This window comes from Xenorhabdus sp. IM139775 (genome assembly GCF_028598745.1).
In the GTDB taxonomy this organism is placed as follows: domain Bacteria; phylum Pseudomonadota; class Gammaproteobacteria; order Enterobacterales; family Enterobacteriaceae; genus Xenorhabdus.
In genome coordinates this window covers 54,552-77,653 of sequence record NZ_JAQRFK010000010.1, presented here as the reverse complement: position 1 = coordinate 77,653, position 23,102 = coordinate 54,552, and the positions used below count along the sequence as shown (strand labels likewise).

The following is a 23,102-nucleotide window of genomic DNA, read 5'->3' as shown; positions in this document are numbered from 1 at the left end:
TAGGTCATTCTATACTGTAAATACAGTGAGGGAACAGACCCCGCTGATATCCGACAAACTAACTAGAGGATTCAAAAATGACTACTATTACTATCAATACCTATGACCCCGCAGGCCGCTTTAATTTTCACGATAATGAGGCGACTAAATTTTTCGCTTATGTTGAAAAATTAGCGGGCGACGCTGGATACGATGTCGATTATGTCGAAGCGATTTCTGTAGACGAATTCAGCGAACGCTTTGTAGAAAAAGCGCTCCAGAACTACCACCCCGAATAATCGACACAAGCCCTACAAATGTAGGGCTTTTTTTACGGAGTTTTATATGGATAATCGAGAAAAATTAATCAAAATTGGCGAAACTGTTTTCGGTAAACAATGGCAGTCGCCTATGTCCCTATTACTAGGTGTTGATTCTCGCGCTGTTCGCCGTTACGTATCCGGACGCTCTCGACCACCGATGACCTACCGTTTAGTTGCGGCATTGGAAAAAAAACGAAACGAAATAGATAGGGCAATCACAATCGCTAAATCGGATTTAATGCACGGGGATAATGTTACTACCGACGTGATTGAGTCCATTATTTCCCAGTATTCATACAATTATGAATTCGAATTTGAGAGCGATATTTACCGTAAAGCGGCTATCGCCGCGGTTAATAATGCCATATATGAGGAAACCTATTTATCTGATTTACACCAAATCGCAGAAAAATACTCACGGAAGTAACCATGGATTTATTAAATGATAAATGGGTTCCCGTTAATAACAACGGTGTTATTACTCATATGGCTATCGATGAGATACACAACCTACCATTGTCTGCGCTGGCGTTTAGCCGGTTCGATTTTTACTACGCATTTCTGCTGCTGCTGATTGGTTTAACGCATTATAAATCCAAAACCTACCCCGTTTTAGGCGATTCAGAACGGTTCATGCAAAACATCAGAGCAACTAACGGTAAACAAAAACCTATATCCGTGTTACTGCTCGACGCACCCAGTGAAAATGCAGTCAAAAATAATACCGACCATTTTGCAAAACGCGGCCTGTGTTCGCAAATGTGCATACCATGCGCCACTATCGCCCTATATGCAAAAACGCAATTTGAGAGCGCGGGAGGGGTTGGTTTACGCCCGGGTTTGTTTTACAACACCGTCAGTTATTTTATTGAAAAAAAACTATCAGAGAAACGATAGGCGTTAACACAGACTACGGTGTTGACCACAAAACGTATTTTTCGACTGCCAATAACTATTGGCTGGGGGACGAGACTAAGCGCGGCATCTGCTCGATTTGCAGTAACAGTTCTCGCGTCATTTCTCACGTTTGGCGGCAGGGAAAAACGAGCGGGGAAACGCTGGTTTATGTACCATCACCTCATAACGCCAAATCGCGCAATGGCAAAAGATACATGATTACCGGTTCCGATTCGGAACTGTCTATTGTTGACGGTTGTGCGCCGGGCAGTTCACGGGCTATCCCTCCGGAGATATTTAGGAATGCAGAAATCGGCGATGATATCAGTGCATTTAATATCTACTATAGAAAAGCAAAGCTGGGCACAATGACTAGCCACCGTTTTAGGTTGCGAAAACATATTCAGTGGATACCAATTCGAATATGCGCTGAGGGTGCTTTTAAAATAAAACAGACTCAAGAATTTTCGATGGAGGAAAAAGACACTAGTTTTTATGCCGAGACAGTGGGAAATATTTCGAATTTAATATTGCACAACCCCTATTACAATGAGCATCGCGCCAGTCTGGAGGTTTTAGATTTGCATGCACCAGACCAGTTCGATCACCGATTTATGCAAAAAATAAAAATATGGATTTATTATTACAATAGGATAAAAAAATCCAATCGTATCCGCCTGCGGGGAGAACGTCTCGCGTTCCGGCATGAAATTCAGAAAATCGGGCTATTAGGAACCGTGAGCAGCGGTAGTGATACCAACTCACCCTCCGTTGAGGGTGTGATTAAAAATATTACCAAGGCGATCAGGAACGATGATAAAAAAACCGCGTATGAACAGTATAATGCACTGATATTTCTGATTAGTAATTTAAATATCAGGCGTAATATTGGAGGAGATGCAGAACGAGGGATTATTCTCATGGTGAACCGTATCAGAGATATTTTAGTAACTGCATTTGCATAACCTATTATTTTTTTGTGATATAAATCTCAAAAAATAATAGGCGAACGTTGATTAACTGAATTTTTATATATATAATTAGCGCTGTTCTCTGTAAACACGGAGATAAACCGTTTATGACATCAAGCCACTACTCTACCGTATCCGTATCCGTATCCGTATCCGTATCCGTATCCGTATCCGTATCCGTATCCGTACCTACGGTGCAAAACGTGAATAGTTGACTAGTTTTCTTTCGTTCCCTGTGAAACAGGGATAACCCGTTGTTATTCTCGCCTTTATTTGTTATCAAAATTTGTTATCAAAATTTGTTCTCCGTGTAAACGGAGATAACCCGACGGGATGTTTGTCTTGAGGGTAAAGGGCTAAATTGTTCCTCGTGTAAACGGGGTTTAGCTGCTGTTATTATCACATTAACTCGTCATTATCCCCATTCCCTGCGCTAGCGGGGATAAAATGTTTATGGGTCATCGTTAACGACATATACAGTTGCCCCCATATTGAGTTTGATATTGACAGGTGAGAGAATTTAGTATGACAACGAGAAATAACGATAATTTTAAACGCATTTGCGCAGCGCTGGAACTCAGGCGCAATGATGTTTTTGAAATTTTGCAGGAACAGTACTCTAAAAACCAGATAGACGGGTGGTTGCGAGGTGTTGATTCGCTAAAACCGTCAACAGGTAACAGCCGCGCAACAGTCCGGCCGCTGTTCAGACCAATGTCAGATACGCAATTTGATGAATTTTGTGAGGGATTGGTTGACTGGTTGACTGGTTGAAATCAGATTGATTAGGGTCACCTGATGTTCCCCGTAATTACGGGGATAAACCGTTGTTATTCTTATTTTGAGTCGTTGTCAATTTATGTTCCCCATTTACATGGGGATTAATTGCATTGAATTTTAATCACTGGCTGCATTGAGCTGTTTTAGCACCCATGCGCTCAGTTTCAGTCCCTCGCGCTGCGCCTGTTTGACATAGCATGATTTTAACTGAGAATTTAACCTAATAGTCAATACGCTATCTGCGGGTAAAACCCCCGCAGCGTTGAGATTGCCGATATTCCCGTGAAAACCTGTAGGCGGGTTCCCTGCGATGCCATCTTGATAACCAGATTCCCACTCATTGCAGTTGTGGTTAGGGGATAAATCAGGGGTGGGCGCTTTGTTGGTGAACTGGTGCAAGCCGAATTGATAACCCGCAAAATAATCACCCCCAATGCTCTTGCCCGCCGCGAGGTATGTTTCAAATTTGCGCTCGTTCATTTATATCCCCTATAGAATAATGGGTGGCCTAGCCACCCTTATTAATTAATTCTCTATTTCAATACCGACGCGTAACGCGCCCTCTATTGACAACTCTATGCCATTTGGGTGTTCCCAGTGGGTACTGAGATTACTATTAACAGGGTATAGGTTATCAATAAAATCAATACGAGTAATCGATTCACCGGTCTCTGTATACAAAATATCGACATTACCGTTTTGGTTAACACGTCCGAAAATATCATTAATGGTAATCATAGTATATTCCTATTCGTATTCAGGGTTCCGCCCTGTCGGTGAACCGGCTGTTCAGTTCATGATTTAAATATACAATCAAATACCTTGTTTGTCTATACAAACAAAAATAAAAATCATAAGAATGTGATTTCCATCACGTACTAACGGGGTTGCCTGATAATCCGATTACCATTAATTTGATTAAAATCAGTATCTTAATGAGTTATTTTGATAAGATCATTCATCATGGACTGAATGGAGTTTGTTATGGCTAAAATCGGCTATATTCGCGTGTCAACAAATGACCAAAACAGCGATTGACAACAGAATCGTTGCGCCAGACTAAATAATAGGCTGATATCGGTGTGGGGTTTGGGGGGGGATTTAGGTTTGTGACAGGTGCAAAAAAGCCCTCACTGTGAGGGCTAAGGGGTTAGTCTTTTCTTAACGATTCTAATAGTTCATTTGTTTTCTTGTCTTCTTCAGCTCTGTGTAACATTATGCTTTTGAATCTTTGGATTTCATCCATTATTGATTTTATATATAAAAATGATGACAACGAAGAAAAGACAAGCCCACAACAAAAAGAAATTAAATATTTAAAATAATCTGGTGAATTATTTATTAATAAAAAACTAAAGGCTATTACAGATGCTGAAAGTAGATAAAAAACCATTAGTGCTGTAAGCCTAATTTTCTTCATACTTATTATAGGTTCAAGTCTTCTTAATTCACTTCTTGTTAATGCTATATGTTCATTTGATTCAGTTATTTTCCATCTAGCCTGAATGCAATAATTAGATGGAAACAATAATAATGAAACCAAAATCCAAGGCGTAGTTGATGAATTTAAATTAGCCACCTTGGTTAAAAAATACATAAATAAAAAGCCAAGGAAGAAGGCTACAACAATAGTTATAATAAGCGTTTTCGTTTTCATTATAGCCTCCTGTTCGATTGTGTTACTTTTTAACCTCAAGCTCTCCAGCTTGAATCATAGAAATTAGCCATTTATGCATTTCTAAGTATAAATGATTTTCATCAATCAATCCATTGTTATATTGGATGTTTAAAGATGATGATAATCGCACAGGAGATGATATTTATACCTAGTTTTGTGTTACGCGTCTCGAATTACCCTATTTTCTATCCCAGAATCGAGCAACACAAATTATAACACAATATTTTAATATGTTGATTTTAATGGTTTTTATTTTCGGGTTCACACATATCACAATTAATGCAGCGTTTAGTAATTAATAATGCCATTTCAACCCCTTACATAAATTAAGCCTTTTGATTCAGGGCTTAATTTCCTTCCTGATTTGTTGCGCTAGACCATCCCTTGTTATTTCATACCGTATTTTTACGAAAAATGTATCTGACAACGAAATGTATTTTGCAAAGAAAATTATCTGAGGCATATGTTAACACATCTGGCATTTTCACAGCGATTAAGTGTGTCTTTCAAGGGAGAACGTGAGTGTTCATTTCTTGCCCCGCGCGTTAAAGCTCGTAATTAAAGCCTTATCCAAATCATCGCTGCTCATATTTTGTATCAAAAAGTGCGTAACACTCAAAGACAGTCTCTTCAAGAGCATTATTTTTTGCTAGTTTTAACCCCATTGGAAGTATAAAAATCTATTCTGACCTTATTTGAAAATCCGGGGTTCACGAAATCATGAAAAAAACAAAGTCTAAACTGTGTTTAATTGGGTTCGGCCTCGCGTTGGCAACACAAATCAATGTCGCTGAAGCGAATGGGAATGCCTGCGGGGTACCTCTCTTGAGTCATTGTCCAACGCCATTAGACCCAAAACTGCCAGACGTAAAAAACATGTTGACGTGGGGGCCAGCCGAGCGCGTCATTGGGTTCCGTAATGCCTACCGTTCATATGCAGGTGATGTTTTCAAGCACGGTACGCCTACTCCGCTCGATAAATTGACTCAGGATATCTCCTCTGCTCACTATGAAATGGATGGAAAAAAATATGACATTAATGACTATATAAACCGAAGTGATGTTACCGGTCTATTGGTGATTAAAGATGGGAAGATTGCGTTTGAATACTTTGGAAAAGGTAACAACAAGACAACATTATGGACTTCTCGTTCTGTAGGAAAATCCGTTGTTTCAACGTTGGTGGGGATTGCCCTGAAAGAAGGAAAAATATCGTCACTGGATGATAAGATCGTAAAATATAATCCAGATTTACGGCGGACAGCTTGGGAAGATGTCACTGTGCGTTCACTCCTTCAGCACACCTCAGGCGTAACTTGGGGCGAGGATTATACCAACCCTAAATCCGATTTTGCCCAACTCACCCAATGCGAAGCTGGCACGGATACTTATCGCTGTGTCAAGGATTTGATCATTAATCCCAAACGAGTCGCTTATGCTGAACCCGGTGAGATTTGGTCATATTCTTCTGGCGGCGCTTGGATGCTCGGTGATGTTCTTGAGCGAGCGACAGGCGTGCCATTATCGCAATACTTGCAAGAAAAGATATGGCAGCCCTTCGGCATGGCTGATGATGGCGTATGGCAGAGCTACGAGAAAGGCAAGCACGATGTCGGAGCCCACGGCTTCAATGCGACGCTTGAGGATTGGGGGCGATTTGGCTTGTTTGTCTTGAAAAATGGTGAATTGCCTGACGGAACAAAACAACTTCCTGATGATTGGGTAAAACAGGCCAGAACGTGGAACCAAGCTAAAAATTCTGTTTCAGATGCTCATCCTGAGGGCATATATGGCTTTGAATGGTGGAATAACAGCGTTCCTGCCAATGCGGGAAATGTTTCGCCAAAAGAAGGCTTGGGCGAGAAAGATACAATGTGGGCTGCGGGTATCTTTGGTCAGGCAATTGCTGTTAACCAGAAAGAAAACTTGGTTATTGTTCAATGGTCAACTTGGCCGGTGGCGAAACCTTCATTCAGTGCACAACCGCTGGAAGCTTCTTTGATGTTTAACGCGATTGCCAATACGTTGAAGTCTAATTAAAAACCCTTCTTCTTTTATATTTATATTAATACTTAATTGGGATGTGGTTTTATTTTCGAACGAGGATAATTGCGTGCAGCCTCAACCTTTATATCATGATTTACAAAGTGTTATTAATATCCATCAAGTGCAACTCTTGAGGTGTTTTCATGTCCTGTATAAAGAAAGTAGAAAGAAACTTTTCAAAGCGACGTACGGAAAAACAAAGCCGTTTAAAAGATGTCTCAAAAATAGTGAATGGTAAAGTTATCCCAACTGATAAATTAATTGAAATTTTACAAAAACTAATCCACCCCGGCGATCGTGTTATTCTCGAAGGAAACAATCAGAAACAGGCTGATTTTTTATCCAGAATGCTATCTGAATGTGATTCAGGCGTAGTGCACGACCTGCATATGATCATGCCAAGTGTAGGAAGACCTGAGCATTTAGATATTTTTGAAAAAGGAATAGCGAGAAAAATAGATTTCGCATTTTCAGGGCCACAAAGTTTGCGCATCGCGCAGTTATTAGAAGATGGTTATTTAGAGATAGGCGCAATCCATACATACATTGAGTTATACTCGCGCCTCTATGTCGATTTAGTCCCCAATATTGCCTTGGTCGCGGGTTTCAAGGCCGATCGCAATGGCAATCTTTATACCGGCCCGAGTACTGAAGATACACCTGCATTGGTGGAAGCGGCTGCATTTAAGGATGGTATCGTCATTGCACAAGTTAACGAGATTGTCGATGAAGAAACTGACCTGCCCCGTGTCGATATTCCTGGCTCTTGGATTGATTTTGTTGTCGAAGCCGATAAACCCTTCTTTACCGAACCCCTGTTTACCCGCGATCCCAGACTGATTAAACCGATACACGTCCTGATGGCGATGATGGCCATCAAGGGTATTTATGCCAAGCATCAGGTACAGTCATTAAACCATGGCATTGGTTTTAACACTGCTGCCATTGAATTACTGCTGCCCACGTATGGTCAGCAACTGGGCCTGCGGGGCAAGATATGCAAGCACTGGGCCCTGAACCCACACCCCACGCTCATTCCTGCCATCGAAAGCGGGTGGGTTGAAACTGTACATTGTTTTGGTAGCGAATTAGGTATGGAAGAATATATCGCCGCTCGTCCCGATATATTCTTCACTGGCAGCGATGGTTCCATGCGTTCCAATCGCGCCTTTTGTCAAATGGCCGGCCAATATGCCGTCGATATGTTTATCGGTTCTACACTCCAGATCGATGGGCTTGCAAACTCCTCCACGGTAACCCACGGCCGCCTTTCCGGATTTGGCGGCGCACCAAACATGGGGCATGACCCGCATGGGCGTCGCCATGCGACACCGGCATGGCTGGATATGATTGAAGAGCCCGATCCACTGGCTCGTGGGCGAAAATTGGTTGTTCAGATGGTCGAAACGTTCCAGACCAGTGCAAAACCAACCTTCGTAGAAAAGCTGGATGCAGTCGATGTTGCCAAGTCATCCGGCATGCCTTTGGCTCCTGTCATGATCTACGGTGATGATGTGACACATGTGCTAACCGAAGAGGGGATCGCTTATTTGTACCGAGCGCATTCTCTGGAAGAACGCAGGGCGATGGTCGCCGCCGTTGCCGGCATCACAGACGTTGGTTTAGGTGTGGATGCCAAACGGGTTAACGAATTCCGCAAAGCAGGAAAAGTTGTTTTCCCAGAGGATATCGGAATTAAACGCACTGATGCGACTCGATCGTTGCTGGCTGCCGGCAGCATTCCTGAACTCGTTGAATGGTCCGACGGGTTGTATAACCCACCGGCTAAATTTCGGAGCTGGTAATGATGTATGCCTCTTGTCTAAATATGCAAAACACCAACAGGATGGTTGATTTGCTGGCCGCAAAAGCGACTGACGCTTTGCTGGCAGAAGCCTGCCTGACGCCCAAACCCGGCTTGGTCGATAAGCGGGGGAGCGGGTCCCATCATGATATGGATTTAGTATTAATGACGCGTTCAACTGAGAGTTTGCTACCCTCATTTCGCGCGATGGCGTTGGCGGGATGGCATCGTCCAATTGATATCACGCTACGCGAAGAAATCGGGCGTTTAGGACGAACAGCAGAACACCACATGATGGAGACAACCGGGGGGGTGAATACACATCGCGGTGCAATTTGGGCCATGGGATTACTGATCACCGCACTGGCAACATGTGGAGGAAAAGCCCGCGCCGATGTTGTCTGTTCGCTTGCCGCCCAACTGGCCAACATTCCCGATTCAGCCAGCCCAAAAACATTCAGTAATGGTTTACGGGCTTCTCATCGTTATCACGTTCCCGGAGCACGCGAAGAAGCACAGCTCGGGTTTCCACATGTATTGCATAAAGCTTTGCCGCAACTCACACGCAGCCGTGAGGACGGTGCCTCAGAAACTGCGGCTCAAATTAATGCCCTGATGGCCATCATGAGCAGTCTGGGCGATACCTGTGTGCTATCGCGTGGTGGGCTTGCCGCTTTGCAATTTGTTCAGCGAGGCGCTCAAGCCGTATTAGCTGCGGGAGGGTATCAGCATCGCACAGGAAGAGCGAAACTTGCGCAGCTAGAGCTTCGCATGCTGGAGGCGAAAATTTCTCCCGGGGGAGCCGCTGATTTATTGGCCGCCACTTTGTTTCTTGACCAGTTACCTTCTATTAACTCACTGATTCAGAGGACGTTATGGAACGAATAGAACTGCAATATCCTGCAAAAGAAAGACTGGCTGATAAAGCATTGGCCGGCGTTGTCGGTTCCGGGGATATGGAAGCCTTATTTGAACCCACGAGTGATGACGTGCTGAGTGTCATTATCAAAACCTCGGTTGACGGACACAAACAGCAGTGGATGCACCTATTTGAGCGGTTATCCATGCAGCGTGCCCTGCCATCGGGGCGGCTGGAGATCAATGACTTTGGTGCGACCCCCGGTGTCGTGCGTTTACGTATTGAACAGGTCTTTGAGGAGGCAAATCATGCGTGATGATATCAGTTTTATTGAGTTAGGCGCCCGTGAGCGGGCACGTAAATTACTTGATGCTGGAACGTTCCGCGAACTGCTTGGCCCGTTTGAGCGTATCTCTTCACCTTGGTTAGAACCCCAAGGCATTGTTGCTCAGGCCGACGACGGCATGGTCGTTGCCAAAGGCACATTAAATGGTCAACCCGCGGTTGTGATTGCGATTGAGGGGGCTTTTCAGGGCGGTAGCATGGGCGAAGTTTCCGGCGCAAAAATGGCTGCTGCCTTAGAGTTGGCTGCCGAGGATAATCGTAACGGAGTGCCGACACTTGCCGTATTGTCATTGGAAACAAGTGGCGTGAGACTTCAGGAGGCTAACCTAGGATTAGCCGCGATTGCGGATATTCATGCTGCGATTGTCGATCTTCGCCGCTATCTACCTGTGATAGGTATTATTGCCGGGACTGTCGGATGTTTCGGCGGCATGTCGATTGCCGCCGGACTCTGTAGCTACCTGATTGTCACTCATGAAGCCCGGCTGGGGTTAAATGGCCCTCAAGTCATTGAACAAGAAGCCGGGATTGAAGAGTACAATTCTGGCGATCGGCCTTTCATATGGGCAATGACAGGAGGGCACGTGCGTTATCGTTGTGGTTTTGCCGATTTCGAGGTTCCCGATAAATTGCAGGCTGTGCGTTTAGCCCTGTCAGAATGCCAATCCCGTGGTCTTCCCGAACAGCATCGTAGCGACAAATATGATTATTACCTATCAATACTCACGGCGTGCAATAGCCATCCTCAGGTCAAGGTGGGTGACGCCGCACGACTTTTTGCCCAAAAGGAAAAAGTATGAATAGCCCAATATTAAGCCGCGGTGATCATTGGTTTTCCGTATTAACAGCCCATGGAAAACATCATCAGGTTGAATGTGCTTCGGTAAAGGTGGCGGATGTCATTATCGACGGCCAGTCAATCCGTTATATTGCCGTTGTGCCAGACAGTAATAATCCTTACCCACGGGCAAAGCACGGCGAAGTAGGGTTAATTGAAGGGTGGACACTGGCCAAGATAGTTAACGAAACCCTTGCGGAAGATGCTGATAAATCAGAGAAAAGGGCGATCGTCGCCATTATTGACGTACCGAGTCAGGCCTATGGGCGCAGAGAGGAAGCCTTTGGTATTCATCAAGCATTAGCGGGCGCTGTAGCGGCTTATGCAAATGCACGCCTGGCAGGGCATCCGGTTATCGGATTGATTGTTGGTAAGGCCATGTCGGGGGCTTTTTTGGCGCATGGCTATCAGGCCAACCGCCTGATTGCATTTAATGATCCTGAAGTGCTGGTACATGCAATGGGAAAAGCCGCTGCTGCCCGTATCACACTGCGTTCGGTTGAAGCCTTGGAAAAGCTGGCTACCTCAATCCCGCCGATGGCCTACGACATCCAAAATTACCGTTCTTTAGGGCTATTGGAACAGTTGCTGAACATGCCGGAAACGCCTTCTGGCAGCAAAGAAGATACAGGGCTTGTTGAGCAAGCCATTATGAATGGCATTACAGAAAGCAGGAAATACGGGGAACGTTTAGTCAATCGATTGCACGCCAAAAATCGGAGCAGCTCATTGCTGGTGCGCGAACGCATGCGAGCTGAATGGTAAATTTTATTACCCTTCCTGAATCCAATCATTTCTCAGGGAGGGTAATCATCAGTGTCCTTCAATTGATTTTTCTACAATGACCTTTCTACTGAGGACAATATTATGTTTAATGTCATCATCTATGCCTTGATACCGATATTTGTTATTTTGCTGCTTGGGTACATGGCAGGAAAATGGAAGCTGGTAAACAGTGCCCATACATCGCTTTTGAATATTTTTGTCATGAACTTTGCACTTCCGGCCTCATTATTTACGGCCACGGTAAAAACCCCTTGGTCGGGTATTACCGGGAAACTTCCATTGATCGCTGTTATCACATTGACCATGTGGGTGATGTATGCCGTATCGTATTTCATTTTCACTAAATTTTTTCGTAAGACCGCACAGGATTCAGCCATTTTTTCCTTGACGAGTGCGCTGCCAAACTATGCAGCGCTTGGCTTACCCGTTCTTGGAAGTGTCTTCGGGGATTCATCGGCGACCATGCTCAGTGTTGCTGTCTCTATCGCCGCAGGCTCTGTGCTTTTATCGCCATTTTGCTTATTGGTTCTGGAACGTGAGAAAAGTAAGTCCAACGGGGAAGCACAACGATCCACCCTGACGATACTACCCAATTTAATCTTGAACGCATTAAAAAAACCCATCATTTGGGCACCGGTGTTAGGCGTAATTCTGTCGGCACTCTCGTTCTCTGCTCCCCCTATTCTTCTTGCCGCTATCAAACCCCTTGCCCTTGCAGCGACGGCGACAGCGTTATTTTTGACCGGGTTGATTTTATCGGTACGTAAATTTGCCATCAATGTTCCCGTGTTGGTTTCTTGCGCGATAAAACTGATCGTCCAACCCATCCTTGCATGGGGAATTTTGTTGGCATTCGGTATCACGGGTAATGTCGCAGTAACCGCAATCCTTATGCTGGCGATCCCTGCCGGTTTCTTCGGTGTCGTTTTTGGGGATAATTATGGCGTCCACTCGCCCGAAGCAGAAGCAAGCTTGTTGCTCAGCTCGGTTATTTGCATTATCACATTACCGATTTTTATCAGCTTAACCTCCGGGATGTAAATATGCAGGGAACCGTCAATCCTCATGATCTTTTGTGGATAGAGCGGGGCACTGAATTAAAATCAGCCGCCGCGATCCCTGATTGGGTATGGCGTGAGTGGGATTATACGTTGCCTGTTGTTGTCCGGCGTGATCGACGGTCAGATAATGATATTCCTGTGGGGATTAGGGGGGAAAAAAGAAGCCACAGATTCCCATTGTGGATTAAATATAGTGCTATCAATCGGGTGGAAACACCTGAAGGGTTATTTTTAAAATCGAGTGTTTTTAAATCGAGTGTTTTTAAATCGAGTGTTTTTAAATCGAATGAAAAAGCGCAACTGTCACACATACCTGCCATTCAAGCTTTCGTTATGTTAAAGAATCAACAGCTAAAATGGCCATTGGGTGTTATTGGCGGTTGTGGGTATACGCTGGCAACAGGGATTTCAGCGATCAATATAAATAGTGACCTTGACCTTTTGTTGCGCACAGCTCACCAGATCAAACGAGAAGAGTTACTCGGAATCGAGAGTGTTTTGAAGACATTACCGTGCCGGGTTGATATGCAGATAGAGGGGCCTGTTGGTGCTTTCGCCTTAAACGACTACTTAAGAAACCAAGCGGTATTATTAAAAACCAACAACGGGCCCCTTATCAGTAGTTACCCTTGGGGATAATCATAGAGGCGGACGATGAAAACATTATTCACTTTTCCCGGCCAAGGGGCACAAAGTCCCGGTTTGCTGCATCAACTCCCTGACCATTTGATGAGTCATGAGCTGCTTGATGAAACATTCGAAGTGCTGAAATGCGATCCCCTTTCTTTAGATAACAAGATTGCCTTACAGAAAACCGGATCTGTGCAATTATGCCTTTTAATCACCGGCGTTATCCATGCAAGGTTATTCATTTCCTCAGGCGTAACACCCGATTTTGCCAGTGGTTTTTCGATAGGTGCTTTTTCGGCCGCCGTGATTTCTGGTGCCATCTCTTTCAAAGACGCGGTACGTCTCGTGGCATTACGTGGAGAACTAATGGAAAAGGCTTATCCCTGTGGTTATGGATTAACGGCAATCGTTGGGCTTGGGCAACGTCAGATAGAACCACTGATTGTTTCTGTATTCAGTCAGGATCAGCCCGTTTACCTCGCCAATATTAATGCTGAGGATCAAATCGTCATTGCGGGTAGTGAATTAGCGATGCAGAAAGTAGGGCAATTAGCAAAAACCAAAGGGGCAACCAAGGTACAGCGGCTTCGCGTCAGTGTTCCTTCTCACTGCGCTTTGCTGGATGAACAAGCCGGGCAATTGCGTCACGCCATGAAAAGCGTCAATGTCAGCAAGCCAAACATTGCTTACTTAAGCGGGAATACTGGCCGCGTACTATGGCAACCTGAAGACATTGCCTCCGATTTAGCTTTCAACATGGCAAAAACGGTGCACTGGCATGATGCGATGAGGGCGGCTTATGAACGTGATGTCAGGCTGGTGATTGAGATGCCGCCGGGATCAGTATTAACAAGACTGGCCCGTCCGATACAGGAAAATGGATATGTTTTGTCCTGTGCGCAATTAGGGCTAGGCAAATCTATTGAAATGTCAAAGTATTACAATATGTTATCAAGTATTTAATCCATCACTGAATTTTCACTTATAACGCAGAAGACGATCCCATGGATTTATCATGAGATATACTCGTCGTACTCGAAGCGGCTTTTGTCTTGCGGACTGCAACTTTAAATTTATAGGGTATATACTTAAAGATATTTTATATTCTTTAGAGTAAAGACATGATTGAATACATCGTAAAACATGGCAATGATATCGTGAAAGTCTTGGGATCTATTGGCACTTTTATTGGTATTATCCTGTCTGTCTTAAAAAAACTTTATGCAGATGTGTGCGTACTAAGAGAAAGAAAAGCGATAAAATACATCAAGTATCTGAATGAATATAGTCTTTACTTAAATGAACTGGATAAAGAGTATATTAAATATGAAATTGCATCTGAGATCATGTTTGATATCACTAAAATAAAATCTGATAAATTTAGGGATATATTTATCAGGCTGAAACAACATGGATTGAGTTTGGAATATATCGATAACCTTAAGAAATTGAAAACATATGCTGTCCTAAATTCCGGCATGGTTCAAGTCAAAGTCAGTTCTTCTTATTACCTTACCGCTTGGTTTGAAAAACTATTTTCAATCTATTTTTTCACCTTGTCCTTTGTCGTATTAATGGTTTTTTTATTAAAAGCTGATGCACTGGGCAATACATTTGGCAGTGCGTTAGATTTCTTTTGGGTTACCTTAAGCATGATTTTACTGATGGGGATAGGCATTTATCTATTGGTGTTAAGCCCGTCAAAATATCAAATCCAAAAATTAAATAAAGAATTAATTAAATATAACATTGATCATGTTGATTTGTAGACTCAATTGGTTGGTTTGCCATTGTGTCTAAACTTGAAGTCTGTTAGACAGTCAGCTTAATTCTGTCTGTCTTTGGAGCGTCCCAATGAAAGCAAGCTGTTTAACGGAAATAATATTACCTCATCATTATCACACGAGAGATTTTTTAGCTTTTCATCAACGGGATAGCATGGCGGTTTCTGAAATTGTGCAACAGAATCAAATTAAAAAAGGCATTATTTGGCAGGAAAACCCAGCGCTGTTGACCATCACCCTGGAAAAGGGCAGGGCGACAATACGGCTCGATATTGATGGTGATAAAGTGGGTTCTTCACGACACGAAGCATTATCGGAGCTGGCTTCCCATATGCTGGGTTTAAAACAACCTGTCGAAATATTCGAATTCCGCTATCAAGATCATCCCGTTATTGGCGCGTTGGTTCGCAGACAAACCGGATTGCGGATTTATCAATCCGCGACACCTTTTGAAGCGCTCAGTTGGGCGATCATCGGGCAACAAATCAGTTTAAGTGCGGCCATTTCCATCCGGCGGCGTTTTATTCAGGCGGTGGGTATTCCACACTCTTCTGGATTATTGTGTCACCCGAATGAGCAGCAGGTGAGGCAATGTTCGCAGCATGATCTCCGTCAGTGCGGTTTTTCTGTCGGGAAAGCCAATGCTTTATTGCATGTTTGCCAACGGATTGATTCTGGTGAGTTGGTGCTGAATATTCCAGAGGGCGAAGATGCAGTGAAACCGTTGACGGATAACTTGCTGGCTATCAAAGGTATTGGCATGTGGACCGTGAACTATGCCTTGCTACGGGGATTCAATTACTTGGATGGTTCATTGCACGGCGATGTTGCCGTAAGGCGTAACCTGCAATATTTACTCAATCAGGAAGACAAAGTCAGCGCGGAACAAGCAGAAAAATGGCTGGCCGGTTTTTCTCCCTGGAAAGCGTTGGTGGGTGCGCATTTATGGCGACAGCAATCCCGCCGTGGATATTGACGAGTTTTTTTTTGCTAAGATGATATTTCCATTCATTGAGAGATTTTGGTTATGTTATCTTTTTCACCGTTTGACGATTTAGCTCAACAGCTTTTACCCTTGGCAATAGAAAGTGATGACGGCGCCCATGATATTGCCCATCTTCATCGGGTGTGGCGAAATGCCAAACAGATTTGTGACGCGGAATCTGGCAATTTGCGGTTAGTGTTCGCTGCGGTATTGCTGCATGATTGTGTCAGTGTTGAAAAAAATGCCCCAAACCGCCATCTCGCCTCGCGCATGGCAGCAGAAAAAGCCGCATTGATACTGCAAGATCTGGCATGGCGCGCGGAAGATATTCGTGCTGTCTGCCATGCCATTGAAACACATAGTTTTTCAGCGGACTTAACCCCCAAGACAGTAGAAGCGAAAATCGTGCAAGATGCAGATCGGCTGGATTCCATTGGCATGGTTGGGATTGGGCGTTGTTTTTACACCGGCGGCCGTATGGGGTCTTCCCTGTATGACTTTCATGATCCGCTGGCAAAACAGCGTGAATATGATGATAAGGCTTATACGGTCGATCATTTTTATACCAAGCTATTTAAAATTGGCTCAGGGTTTCAGACGGCATCAGGCAGAAAAATGGCGAAAGAAAGGACAGAGCGCATGAAATGGTTTCTTGATGCGTTTCTTGACGAGATTCAGGATGAAGCCGCAGATTGAGGTGATTGGGTATAATCGGCGGAATTTTCATAAGCAAGAGAATAGGCAGTGACAGAAATAGAAACAGTGACCGAAAATTTGAGTGATGAATATTGGATGCGTCGGGCAATCGATTTGGCAATGCAGGCACAAGCAAAAGGTGAGATCCCGGTGGGTGCGGTATTAGTCGCAGATAATCAAGTGATTGCCGAAGGATTTAACCATCCCATCACTGACCATGACCCGACCGCCCATGCAGAGATCATTGCGTTACGGCGGGGCGGGAACCAATTGCAGAATTATCGCCTGCTGAATACGACACTGTATGTCACGCTGGAGCCTTGTATCATGTGTGCTGGCGCGATGGTACACAGCCGGATACAGCGGCTGGTCTATGGTGCCAGCGATATGAAGACGGGTGCCGCAGGCTCATTGATTGATATACTGCGCCATCCGGGCATGAATCATCAAATTGAAATTACGGGCGGTGTGTTGGCGGAAACGTGTTCCGCTATGCTGAGTGCTTTTTTTAAACAACGCAGGGAGCAGCATAAGGCATTGAAAAAATTGAAATCGCAACAACAAGCCTAGCTCAAACCGTTTTTTCAGATTGCGTCGGCGTTTTATTCTCCGGCGCTTTTGCATCAGGTGCAAAATTCTCGCGGCTGGCTTTCGCCTTGAGATACCCTTCCAGGCTCAAAGAGTAACGCCGAATATTTTCAACGTAACGATACGCTTCATAGCCACGGGCATAACCATAGGCGGTACTGGCGTAGTATTTTTTCTTGCTTAACAGGGGAAGGCGCGCTTTAACATCCAGCCAACTGTCTGGATTGCCTTTTTGTGCAGCGGTTAATTTACGGGCATCAAGCAGGTGCCCATATCCCATGTTGTAAGCGGCGAGGGCAAACCAGATGCGTTCATCCTCAGGAATGGTCTCTGGCAAACGCGCCATCAGATAGTGCAAATAAGCCATCCCACCTTTTACGCTCTCTTCCGGATCCAGCCGATCGTGAATGCCGGCCCATTCTGCTGTCGGGCGAGTGAGCATCATAAGACCCCGCACGCCGGTGGGTGAAGTGGCTTGTGGGTCCCAATGTGATTCCTGCCATGCAATGGCTGCCACTAAATGCCAGTCAAGCGAACCCGCATATTTTTCAAAAATTGGCTGATAGGTTGGCAAGAGCTTATTGATAGCGCGAATAAATGAAAGGGTATCGAAATAATCGAATGAACCGACATGACTGAAATACTTTTCCTGTAGCCGCGATAGGGTGCCGTTTTCCGTCAGCATATTGAAGAAATCGAGCATGGCAGAGTAGAGACTATAATCGTCATTGCGCTTTAAATACCAAGTCAGGGGGCTATCTTCACTGACATCAAAAGCCATCGCTAAATTGGGATGAATACGCTGTTGCAGGGCTAAGCTGATGGAATCACTGATGGTATAGTCGATTTTTCCCTCGGAGAGTTGTTCGAGTAATTGTTGGGTATTTTCGTGCGGCGTTTCTTGCCAGGTCAGCTCAGGATAAGACTTCTCTTTCCACCGTTTCAGTTCGCTGGCATGGGCCGATCCTGCCGTGACGATCAGTTTGCCTTTTAAATCGCCAAACGAACGCGGGCGTGTCGCTCCCTTGCGATAAACCAGTTGTTGTATGACTGAAGCGTAGGCAGGGCCGGTGCGTGTCTGATCCAGCCGGTCTTTATTGTAGATAAGGCCGGCAGCCAGGAAATCCGCTTTATCGTTTTCCAGATCGTCAAAAAGCTGGTTCAGGTTGGGACGAAACTTAATGACCAGTTTCACGCCCAGATAATCAGCAAACCGCTTGGCTAGCTCATAGTCGAACCCTGTGGGTTCATTTTTGCGGCTAAGGGAGATGAGAGGGGAGCTGAGGGTACTCACCCGTAGCTCTCCTCGTGCCAGAATTTTGTTTATCTGCTCCTGCTGTTTATTGGGCCAATGGATATTGAGACCAATGATGGCGGCAGAAAGAAGCGCGATAATGACGATAACAAAATAATTTATCTTAATATTATTCAAATAGTTATCTCTTTCCAGAACGATTGGGATCCGTATGAAATACAAGATAATAGCATGGTTAAATTTCCAGTAATCGAGAATTTTGCGTAACAAAGTGAGGATGTGCAACCCCATTAAATCAATTTCGGCACTTTATTGAGTGTATTGTTGGGTGGATAAATAACCACGCAAACGGTTTCGTCAAAGGAAACATTCCTCTATAATGCTTGCAGTTTCCCTGAGGCATCAGTCAGGCTTTGCTTCTAAGATGAGAGAACCTATTATTATGGAAATTCTGCGTGGCTCGCCCGCTTTATCGGCATTTCGTATCACTAAGCTCCTTTCCCAGTGTCAAGATCACTATCTCCCGGTTACCGACATTTATGCAGAATATGTCCATTTTGCCGAAGTGAGTGCCCCAATCACGGAAGAGGAACGAGAGAAATTAGATAAGCTATTAAAATATGGACCCTCTCTGGCTGAACTTGAGCCTAAGGGGCAATTAATATTAGTCACACCGCGTCCGGGCACGATATCCCCTTGGTCATCGAAAGCGACAGACATTGCTCACAATTGTGGGCTAAACCAGATTGTCCGTTTAGAAAGGGGGATCGCCTACCATATTCAGGGGACTGAAATGGATGCGGGGCAATGGCAAACGTTGTCGGCGTTATTGCATGACCGCATGATGGAAAGTGTGTTCACTCAGTTTGAACAGGCCGAAGCCCTGTTTTCTCACCAACAACCTGCGCCGTTGAAACAGATTGATATCTTGCAGTCAGGACGGGCAGCACTGGAATCGGCAAATGTTGAGTTGGGATTGGCGCTGGCGACGGATGAAATTGATTATCTGTTGAACGCCTTCCAGACGTTGGGGCGCAATCCAACGGATGTTGAGCTTTATATGTTTGCCCAAGCCAATTCTGAGCATTGTCGCCACAAAATTTTCAATGCAGATTGGGTTATTGATGGTCAGGCTCAACCCAACTCTTTGTTCAAGATGATCAAAAACACGTTTGAACAGACGCCGGATTACGTGCTCTCTGCCTATAAAGATAACGCGGCGGTGATGGAAGGTTCTCAGGTTGGCCGCTTTTTCCCTGATGCTAAAACCGGCACTTATGATTATCACCAAGAGCCAGCCCATATCTTGATGAAAGTGGAAACCCATAACCATCCAACCGCGATTTCGCCTTGGCCGGGTGCGGCGACTGGCTCAGGGGGCGAAATTCGTGATGAAGGCGCAACCGGACGCGGTGCCAAGCCCAAAGCCGGGCTGGTTGGTTTTTCGGTTTCAAACTTGAGAATTCCCGGGTTTGAACAGCCGTGGGAAGAAGATTTCGGCAAACCTGATCGCATTGTCAGCGCCCTGGATATTATGCTGGAAGGCCCATTGGGTGGCGCGGCGTTCAATAATGAATTTGGGCGCCCGGCATTGCTGGGGTATTTCAGAACCTACGAAGAAAAAGTCAGTTCCCATAACGGCACAGAACTGCGTGGTTATCACAAGCCGATCATGCTGGCAGGCGGGATCGGGAATATCCGTGAAGATCATGTGCAGAAAGGGGAGATACCGGTCGGCGCAAAATTAATTGTGTTGGGCGGGCCAAGCATGAATATCGGTTTAGGGGGCGGTGCCGCCTCTTCGATGACATCGGGCCAGTCTGATGCGGACTTGGATTTTGCCTCTGTGCAGCGTGACAATGCGGAGATGGAGCGCCGCTGTCAGGAAGTTATCGATAGTTGCTGGCAATTGGGCGATAACAATCCCATCTTATTTATCCATGACGTCGGGGCGGGCGGCTTATCAAATGCCATGCCTGAACTCGTCAGTGATGGCGGTCGGGGCGGGCGCTTTGAGTTACGCAATATTCTCAACGATGAACCCGGAATGAGCCCATTGCAGCTATGGTGCAATGAATCCCAAGAACGTTATGTGTTGGCTGTCGCACCAGAACAGTTGGCGCTGTTTGAAGCCATGTGCCGCCGTGAACGCGCCCCTTATGCGGTAATTGGGGAAGCCACACAAGAACGGCACTTGCTGCTGAATGACAGCCATTTTGATAACCAGCCGATCGATATGCCGCTGGATGTCTTGCTCGGCAAGACGCCAAAGATGCTGAAAAATGTTCAAACTTTGCAAGCGAAGGGGCAACATTTAGATCGCAAGGGCATCGATCTGGCGGAAGCGGTCAAACGTGTCTTGCATTTGCCTGCCGTCGCGGAAAAAACCTTCCTGATTACGATTGGCGATCGTTCCATCACCGGCATGGTTGCCCGTGATCAAATGGTCGGCCCTTGGCAAATTCCGGTCGCCGATTGTGCGGTGACGACCGCCAGCCTGGACAGCTATTACGGTGAAGCCATGTCAATCGGCGAGCGCACTCCGGTTGCCCTGTTGGATTTTGCGGCATCAGCCCGTATGGCGGTGGGCGAAGCGCTGACCAATATCGCTTCCGCTTATGTACAGGATCTGAAACGCGTGAAATTATCGGCTAACTGGATGTCAGCATCCGGCCATGCGGGTGAAGATGCGGGTCTGTATGCCGCGGTCAAGGCCGTGGGTGAGGAGTTGTGCCCGGCATTGGGATTGACCATTCCGGTCGGCAAGGATTCGATGTCAATGAAAACACGCTGGCACCAAGAGGGGGAAGTTCGTGAAATGACGTCTCCCCTTTCATTGGTGATCAGTGCGTTTGCGCGGGTAGAAGATGTGCGTTGTACCGTGACACCCGAATTATCGACGGAAGAGGACAATGCGCTGCTGCTGATCGATCTGGGAAGAGGGCAGAATGCGCTGGGTGGCACGGCATTGGCCCAAGTTTATCGTCAACTGGGGGATAAAACCGCCGATGTCCGCAGTGCCGAACAATTGGCGGGTTTCTTTAATGCCATTCAGCATTTGATTTCAGAACAAAAATTGCTGGCTTACCATGACCGTTCGGATGGTGGGTTGCTGGTGACACTGGCTGAAATGGCTTTTGCGGGTCATTGCGGACTGCATGCCGATATCAGTGCCTTTGATGAAGATATCCTGGCCGCGTTATTTAATGAAGAATTGGGCGCAGTCATTCAAATCCGTGAGACTGACCGGGAGCCAGTTGAAAACCTGTTGGCCGATTATGGCTTGAGTGAATGTGTACATTATCTGGGGAAAGCCCGGACAGGCGATGATTTCGTGATTTCCAGCGGCAATATGGACGTGTATCGCCAGAATCGCAGTACATTGCGCTTATGGTGGGCAGAAACCACATGGCAGATGCAGCGTCTGCGCGATAACCCAGCGTGCGCAGATCAAGAACATCAGGCAAAACAGGATGTGAATGATCCCGGCTTGAATGTGAAACTATCTTTCGACCCCGCCGAAGATATTGCTGCTGGCTATATTTCAAAACACATTTCAAAACAAGTGCGTCCGCGCGTTGCTGTACTGCGTGAACAGGGCGTTAACTCTCATGTCGAGATGGCGGCGGCATTCCACCGGGCAGGCTTTGAGGCCGTGGATGTGCATATGAGTGACTTATTGGCAGGGCGGATCTCATTAGATCAATTCCAGACCTTGGTGGCTTGTGGTGGCTTCTCTTATGGGGATGTGCTGGGTGCGGGTGAAGGCTGGGCGAAATCCATTCTGTTCAATGCGCGGGTACGTGATGATTTTGCCAGTTTCTTCGCAAGGCCGGATACGTTGGCACTGGGTGTGTGTAACGGTTGTCAGATGATGTCTAACCTGCATGAGTTGATCCCGGGTACAGAACACTGGCCGCGTTTTGTCCGTAACCGTTCAGAACGCTATGAAGCCCGCTTTAGCTTAGTGGAAGTGGCAAACAGCCCTTCACTGTTCCTGAAAGATATGGCGGGATCTCGCTTGCCGATAGCCGTGGCTCATGGGGAAGGGCAGGTGGAGTTCAGGAACACCCTGAGTCTGGCGGAGCTTGAAAAGCATCAGCAAGTCGCATTGCGTTTTGTGGATAATAACGGGTCAGTGACCGAAAACTATCCGGCAAACCCAAATGGTTCCGTGAACGGAATTACTTCGGTGACCAGCCTTGATGGAAGAGTCACGGTAATGATGCCCCATCCTGAAAGGGTATTCCGTACCGTCAGTCACTCTTGGCATCCTAAAGAGTGGGGAGAAGATAGCCCGTGGATGCGTATTTTCCGTAATGCGCGTAAACAGTTAGGTTAATTCCCCTCGCGGTTATATATTCTGCCTGACAAAGGCCCTGAAAATTTATCAGGGCCTTTTTATTTGACGCCAGTTTACTTTGATTGATCATTTTCTCTGGCAGTGTCTCCATATCGCGACAATGGGGCTTTACAGTGTCGCAAAAAAGAGACATTTAATTCATTGATATTATTCGTGAAATATTTTTTGATGGTAAGGTGTCATAAATAGGCGACACTCATGCGTATCAAACATGAATAAATAGCGATAAAAAAAGGTAATAAATAGATATTTTTATTTATTTGTAATAAAATCAATGTGTTAAAAATAATTTTCAAAGTTGGCATGTAATATGCTTAATATAAGGCAGTTGCTCATTCAACTTGTTATGTCGGCCCGCAATTAGGTGGAAACATGCCACATAAGCCCAGAATGACGCCGAAGTAAGGTGCCTACCGTCCAACTTAATGATACTC

At 45.6% G+C, this 23,102-nt stretch carries 23 protein-coding genes; 19 read left to right on the top strand and 4 right to left on the bottom strand.

Annotated elements, in window-relative coordinates:
• Positions 1–77 precede the first annotated feature (77 nt).
• From PSI17_RS03930 to PSI17_RS03910, 5 genes are all read left to right on the top strand, one after another.
• A complete protein-coding gene (locus PSI17_RS03930; protein ID WP_273550716.1) occupies positions 78–278 on the top strand; it encodes a hypothetical protein in 201 nt (66 codons plus the stop codon).
• Between the two features lie 46 nt (positions 279–324).
• Positions 325–729, top strand: a complete 405-nt coding sequence (locus PSI17_RS03925; protein ID WP_273550715.1) for a hypothetical protein — start codon at positions 325–327, stop codon at positions 727–729.
• 2 nt (positions 730–731) lie between these two features.
• A complete protein-coding gene (locus PSI17_RS03920; RefSeq protein WP_273550714.1) occupies positions 732–1,199 on the top strand; it encodes a hypothetical protein in 468 nt (155 codons plus the stop codon).
• A 215-nt stretch (positions 1,200–1,414) separates the two neighbouring features.
• Positions 1,415–2,164: a hypothetical protein gene (locus tag PSI17_RS03915; protein WP_273550713.1), complete on the top strand. Its 750-nt coding sequence runs from the start codon at positions 1,415–1,417 to the stop codon at positions 2,162–2,164.
• A 531-nt stretch (positions 2,165–2,695) separates the two neighbouring features.
• Positions 2,696–2,944, top strand: a complete 249-nt coding sequence (locus PSI17_RS03910) for a hypothetical protein (protein ID WP_273550712.1) — start codon at positions 2,696–2,698, stop codon at positions 2,942–2,944.
• Between the two features lie 123 nt (positions 2,945–3,067).
• Here the strand turns inward: PSI17_RS03910 and PSI17_RS03905 are convergent, their stop codons facing one another.
• The 3 genes from PSI17_RS03905 to PSI17_RS03895 all read right to left on the bottom strand — a co-directional run bounded on the left by PSI17_RS03905 (position 3,068) and on the right by PSI17_RS03895 (position 4,607).
• A complete protein-coding gene (locus PSI17_RS03905) occupies positions 3,068–3,430 on the bottom strand; it encodes a hypothetical protein (RefSeq protein WP_273550711.1) in 363 nt (120 codons plus the stop codon).
• Positions 3,431–3,475: 45 nt separating this feature from the next.
• On the bottom strand, positions 3,476–3,688 hold the full coding sequence (locus PSI17_RS03900) for a hypothetical protein (RefSeq protein WP_273550710.1): 213 nt from the start codon (positions 3,686–3,688) through the stop codon (positions 3,476–3,478).
• Positions 3,689–4,100: 412 nt separating this feature from the next.
• Positions 4,101–4,607, bottom strand: a complete 507-nt coding sequence (locus PSI17_RS03895; RefSeq protein WP_273550709.1) for a hypothetical protein — start codon at positions 4,605–4,607, stop codon at positions 4,101–4,103.
• 741 nt (positions 4,608–5,348) lie between these two features.
• Here PSI17_RS03895 and PSI17_RS03890 point away from each other — a divergent pair.
• The 13 genes from PSI17_RS03890 to tadA all read left to right on the top strand — a co-directional run bounded on the left by PSI17_RS03890 (position 5,349) and on the right by tadA (position 17,032).
• The gene (locus PSI17_RS03890) at positions 5,349–6,668 is read left to right on the top strand and encodes a serine hydrolase domain-containing protein (protein WP_273550708.1); all 1,320 of its coding nucleotides are present in this window, start codon (positions 5,349–5,351) and stop codon (positions 6,666–6,668) included.
• A 149-nt stretch (positions 6,669–6,817) separates the two neighbouring features.
• Entirely contained in the window at positions 6,818–8,479 is a 1,662-nt protein-coding gene (gene mdcA / locus PSI17_RS03885) for a malonate decarboxylase subunit alpha (RefSeq protein WP_273550707.1), read from the top strand.
• Positions 8,479–9,366 (top strand): triphosphoribosyl-dephospho-CoA synthase, encoded by an 888-nt coding sequence (locus PSI17_RS03880; protein ID WP_273550706.1) that lies wholly within the window; start codon positions 8,479–8,481, stop codon positions 9,364–9,366. Before mdcA ends, PSI17_RS03880 begins: the two co-directional genes overlap by 1 nt.
• A complete protein-coding gene (locus tag PSI17_RS03875) occupies positions 9,354–9,653 on the top strand; it encodes a malonate decarboxylase subunit delta (protein ID WP_273550705.1) in 300 nt (99 codons plus the stop codon). Before PSI17_RS03880 ends, PSI17_RS03875 begins: the two co-directional genes overlap by 13 nt.
• A complete protein-coding gene (locus PSI17_RS03870; RefSeq protein ID WP_273550704.1) occupies positions 9,646–10,482 on the top strand; it encodes a biotin-independent malonate decarboxylase subunit beta in 837 nt (278 codons plus the stop codon). Before PSI17_RS03875 ends, PSI17_RS03870 begins: the two co-directional genes overlap by 8 nt.
• On the top strand, positions 10,479–11,285 hold the full coding sequence (gene mdcE / locus PSI17_RS03865; protein ID WP_273550703.1) for a biotin-independent malonate decarboxylase subunit gamma: 807 nt from the start codon (positions 10,479–10,481) through the stop codon (positions 11,283–11,285). Before PSI17_RS03870 ends, mdcE begins: the two co-directional genes overlap by 4 nt.
• Positions 11,286–11,387: 102 nt before the next feature.
• Entirely contained in the window at positions 11,388–12,347 is a 960-nt protein-coding gene (locus PSI17_RS03860) for an AEC family transporter (protein ID WP_273550702.1), read from the top strand.
• A gap of 2 nt (positions 12,348–12,349) precedes the next feature.
• Positions 12,350–13,006 (top strand): malonate decarboxylase holo-ACP synthase, encoded by a 657-nt coding sequence (locus PSI17_RS03855; protein ID WP_273550701.1) that lies wholly within the window; start codon positions 12,350–12,352, stop codon positions 13,004–13,006.
• A 15-nt stretch (positions 13,007–13,021) separates the two neighbouring features.
• A complete protein-coding gene (mdcH, locus tag PSI17_RS03850) occupies positions 13,022–13,960 on the top strand; it encodes a malonate decarboxylase subunit epsilon (protein ID WP_273550700.1) in 939 nt (312 codons plus the stop codon).
• A gap of 158 nt (positions 13,961–14,118) precedes the next feature.
• Entirely contained in the window at positions 14,119–14,766 is a 648-nt protein-coding gene (locus PSI17_RS03845; protein ID WP_273550699.1) for a hypothetical protein, read from the top strand.
• Positions 14,767–14,851: 85 nt separating this feature from the next.
• A complete protein-coding gene (locus PSI17_RS03840) occupies positions 14,852–15,757 on the top strand; it encodes a DNA-3-methyladenine glycosylase family protein (RefSeq protein WP_273550698.1) in 906 nt (301 codons plus the stop codon).
• Positions 15,758–15,808: 51 nt separating this feature from the next.
• Positions 15,809–16,462: an HD domain-containing protein gene (locus PSI17_RS03835; protein WP_273550697.1), complete on the top strand. Its 654-nt coding sequence runs from the start codon at positions 15,809–15,811 to the stop codon at positions 16,460–16,462.
• Positions 16,463–16,510: 48 nt separating this feature from the next.
• The gene (gene tadA / locus PSI17_RS03830) at positions 16,511–17,032 is read left to right on the top strand and encodes a tRNA adenosine(34) deaminase TadA (protein ID WP_273550696.1); all 522 of its coding nucleotides are present in this window, start codon (positions 16,511–16,513) and stop codon (positions 17,030–17,032) included.
• Between the two features lies 1 nt (position 17,033).
• On the opposite strand, the gene mltF is transcribed toward tadA, so the two are convergent.
• Complete coding sequence (mltF, locus tag PSI17_RS03825) at positions 17,034–18,482, bottom strand: membrane-bound lytic murein transglycosylase MltF (RefSeq protein WP_273550695.1); 1,449 nt, start codon at positions 18,480–18,482, stop codon at positions 17,034–17,036.
• A 265-nt stretch (positions 18,483–18,747) separates the two neighbouring features.
• Between mltF and purL the strand changes: the two genes are divergently transcribed.
• Positions 18,748–22,647, top strand: coding sequence for a phosphoribosylformylglycinamidine synthase (gene purL / locus PSI17_RS03820; protein WP_273550694.1), 3,900 nt, complete (start codon positions 18,748–18,750; stop codon positions 22,645–22,647).
• The last annotated feature ends 455 nt before the right edge of the window (positions 22,648–23,102 follow it).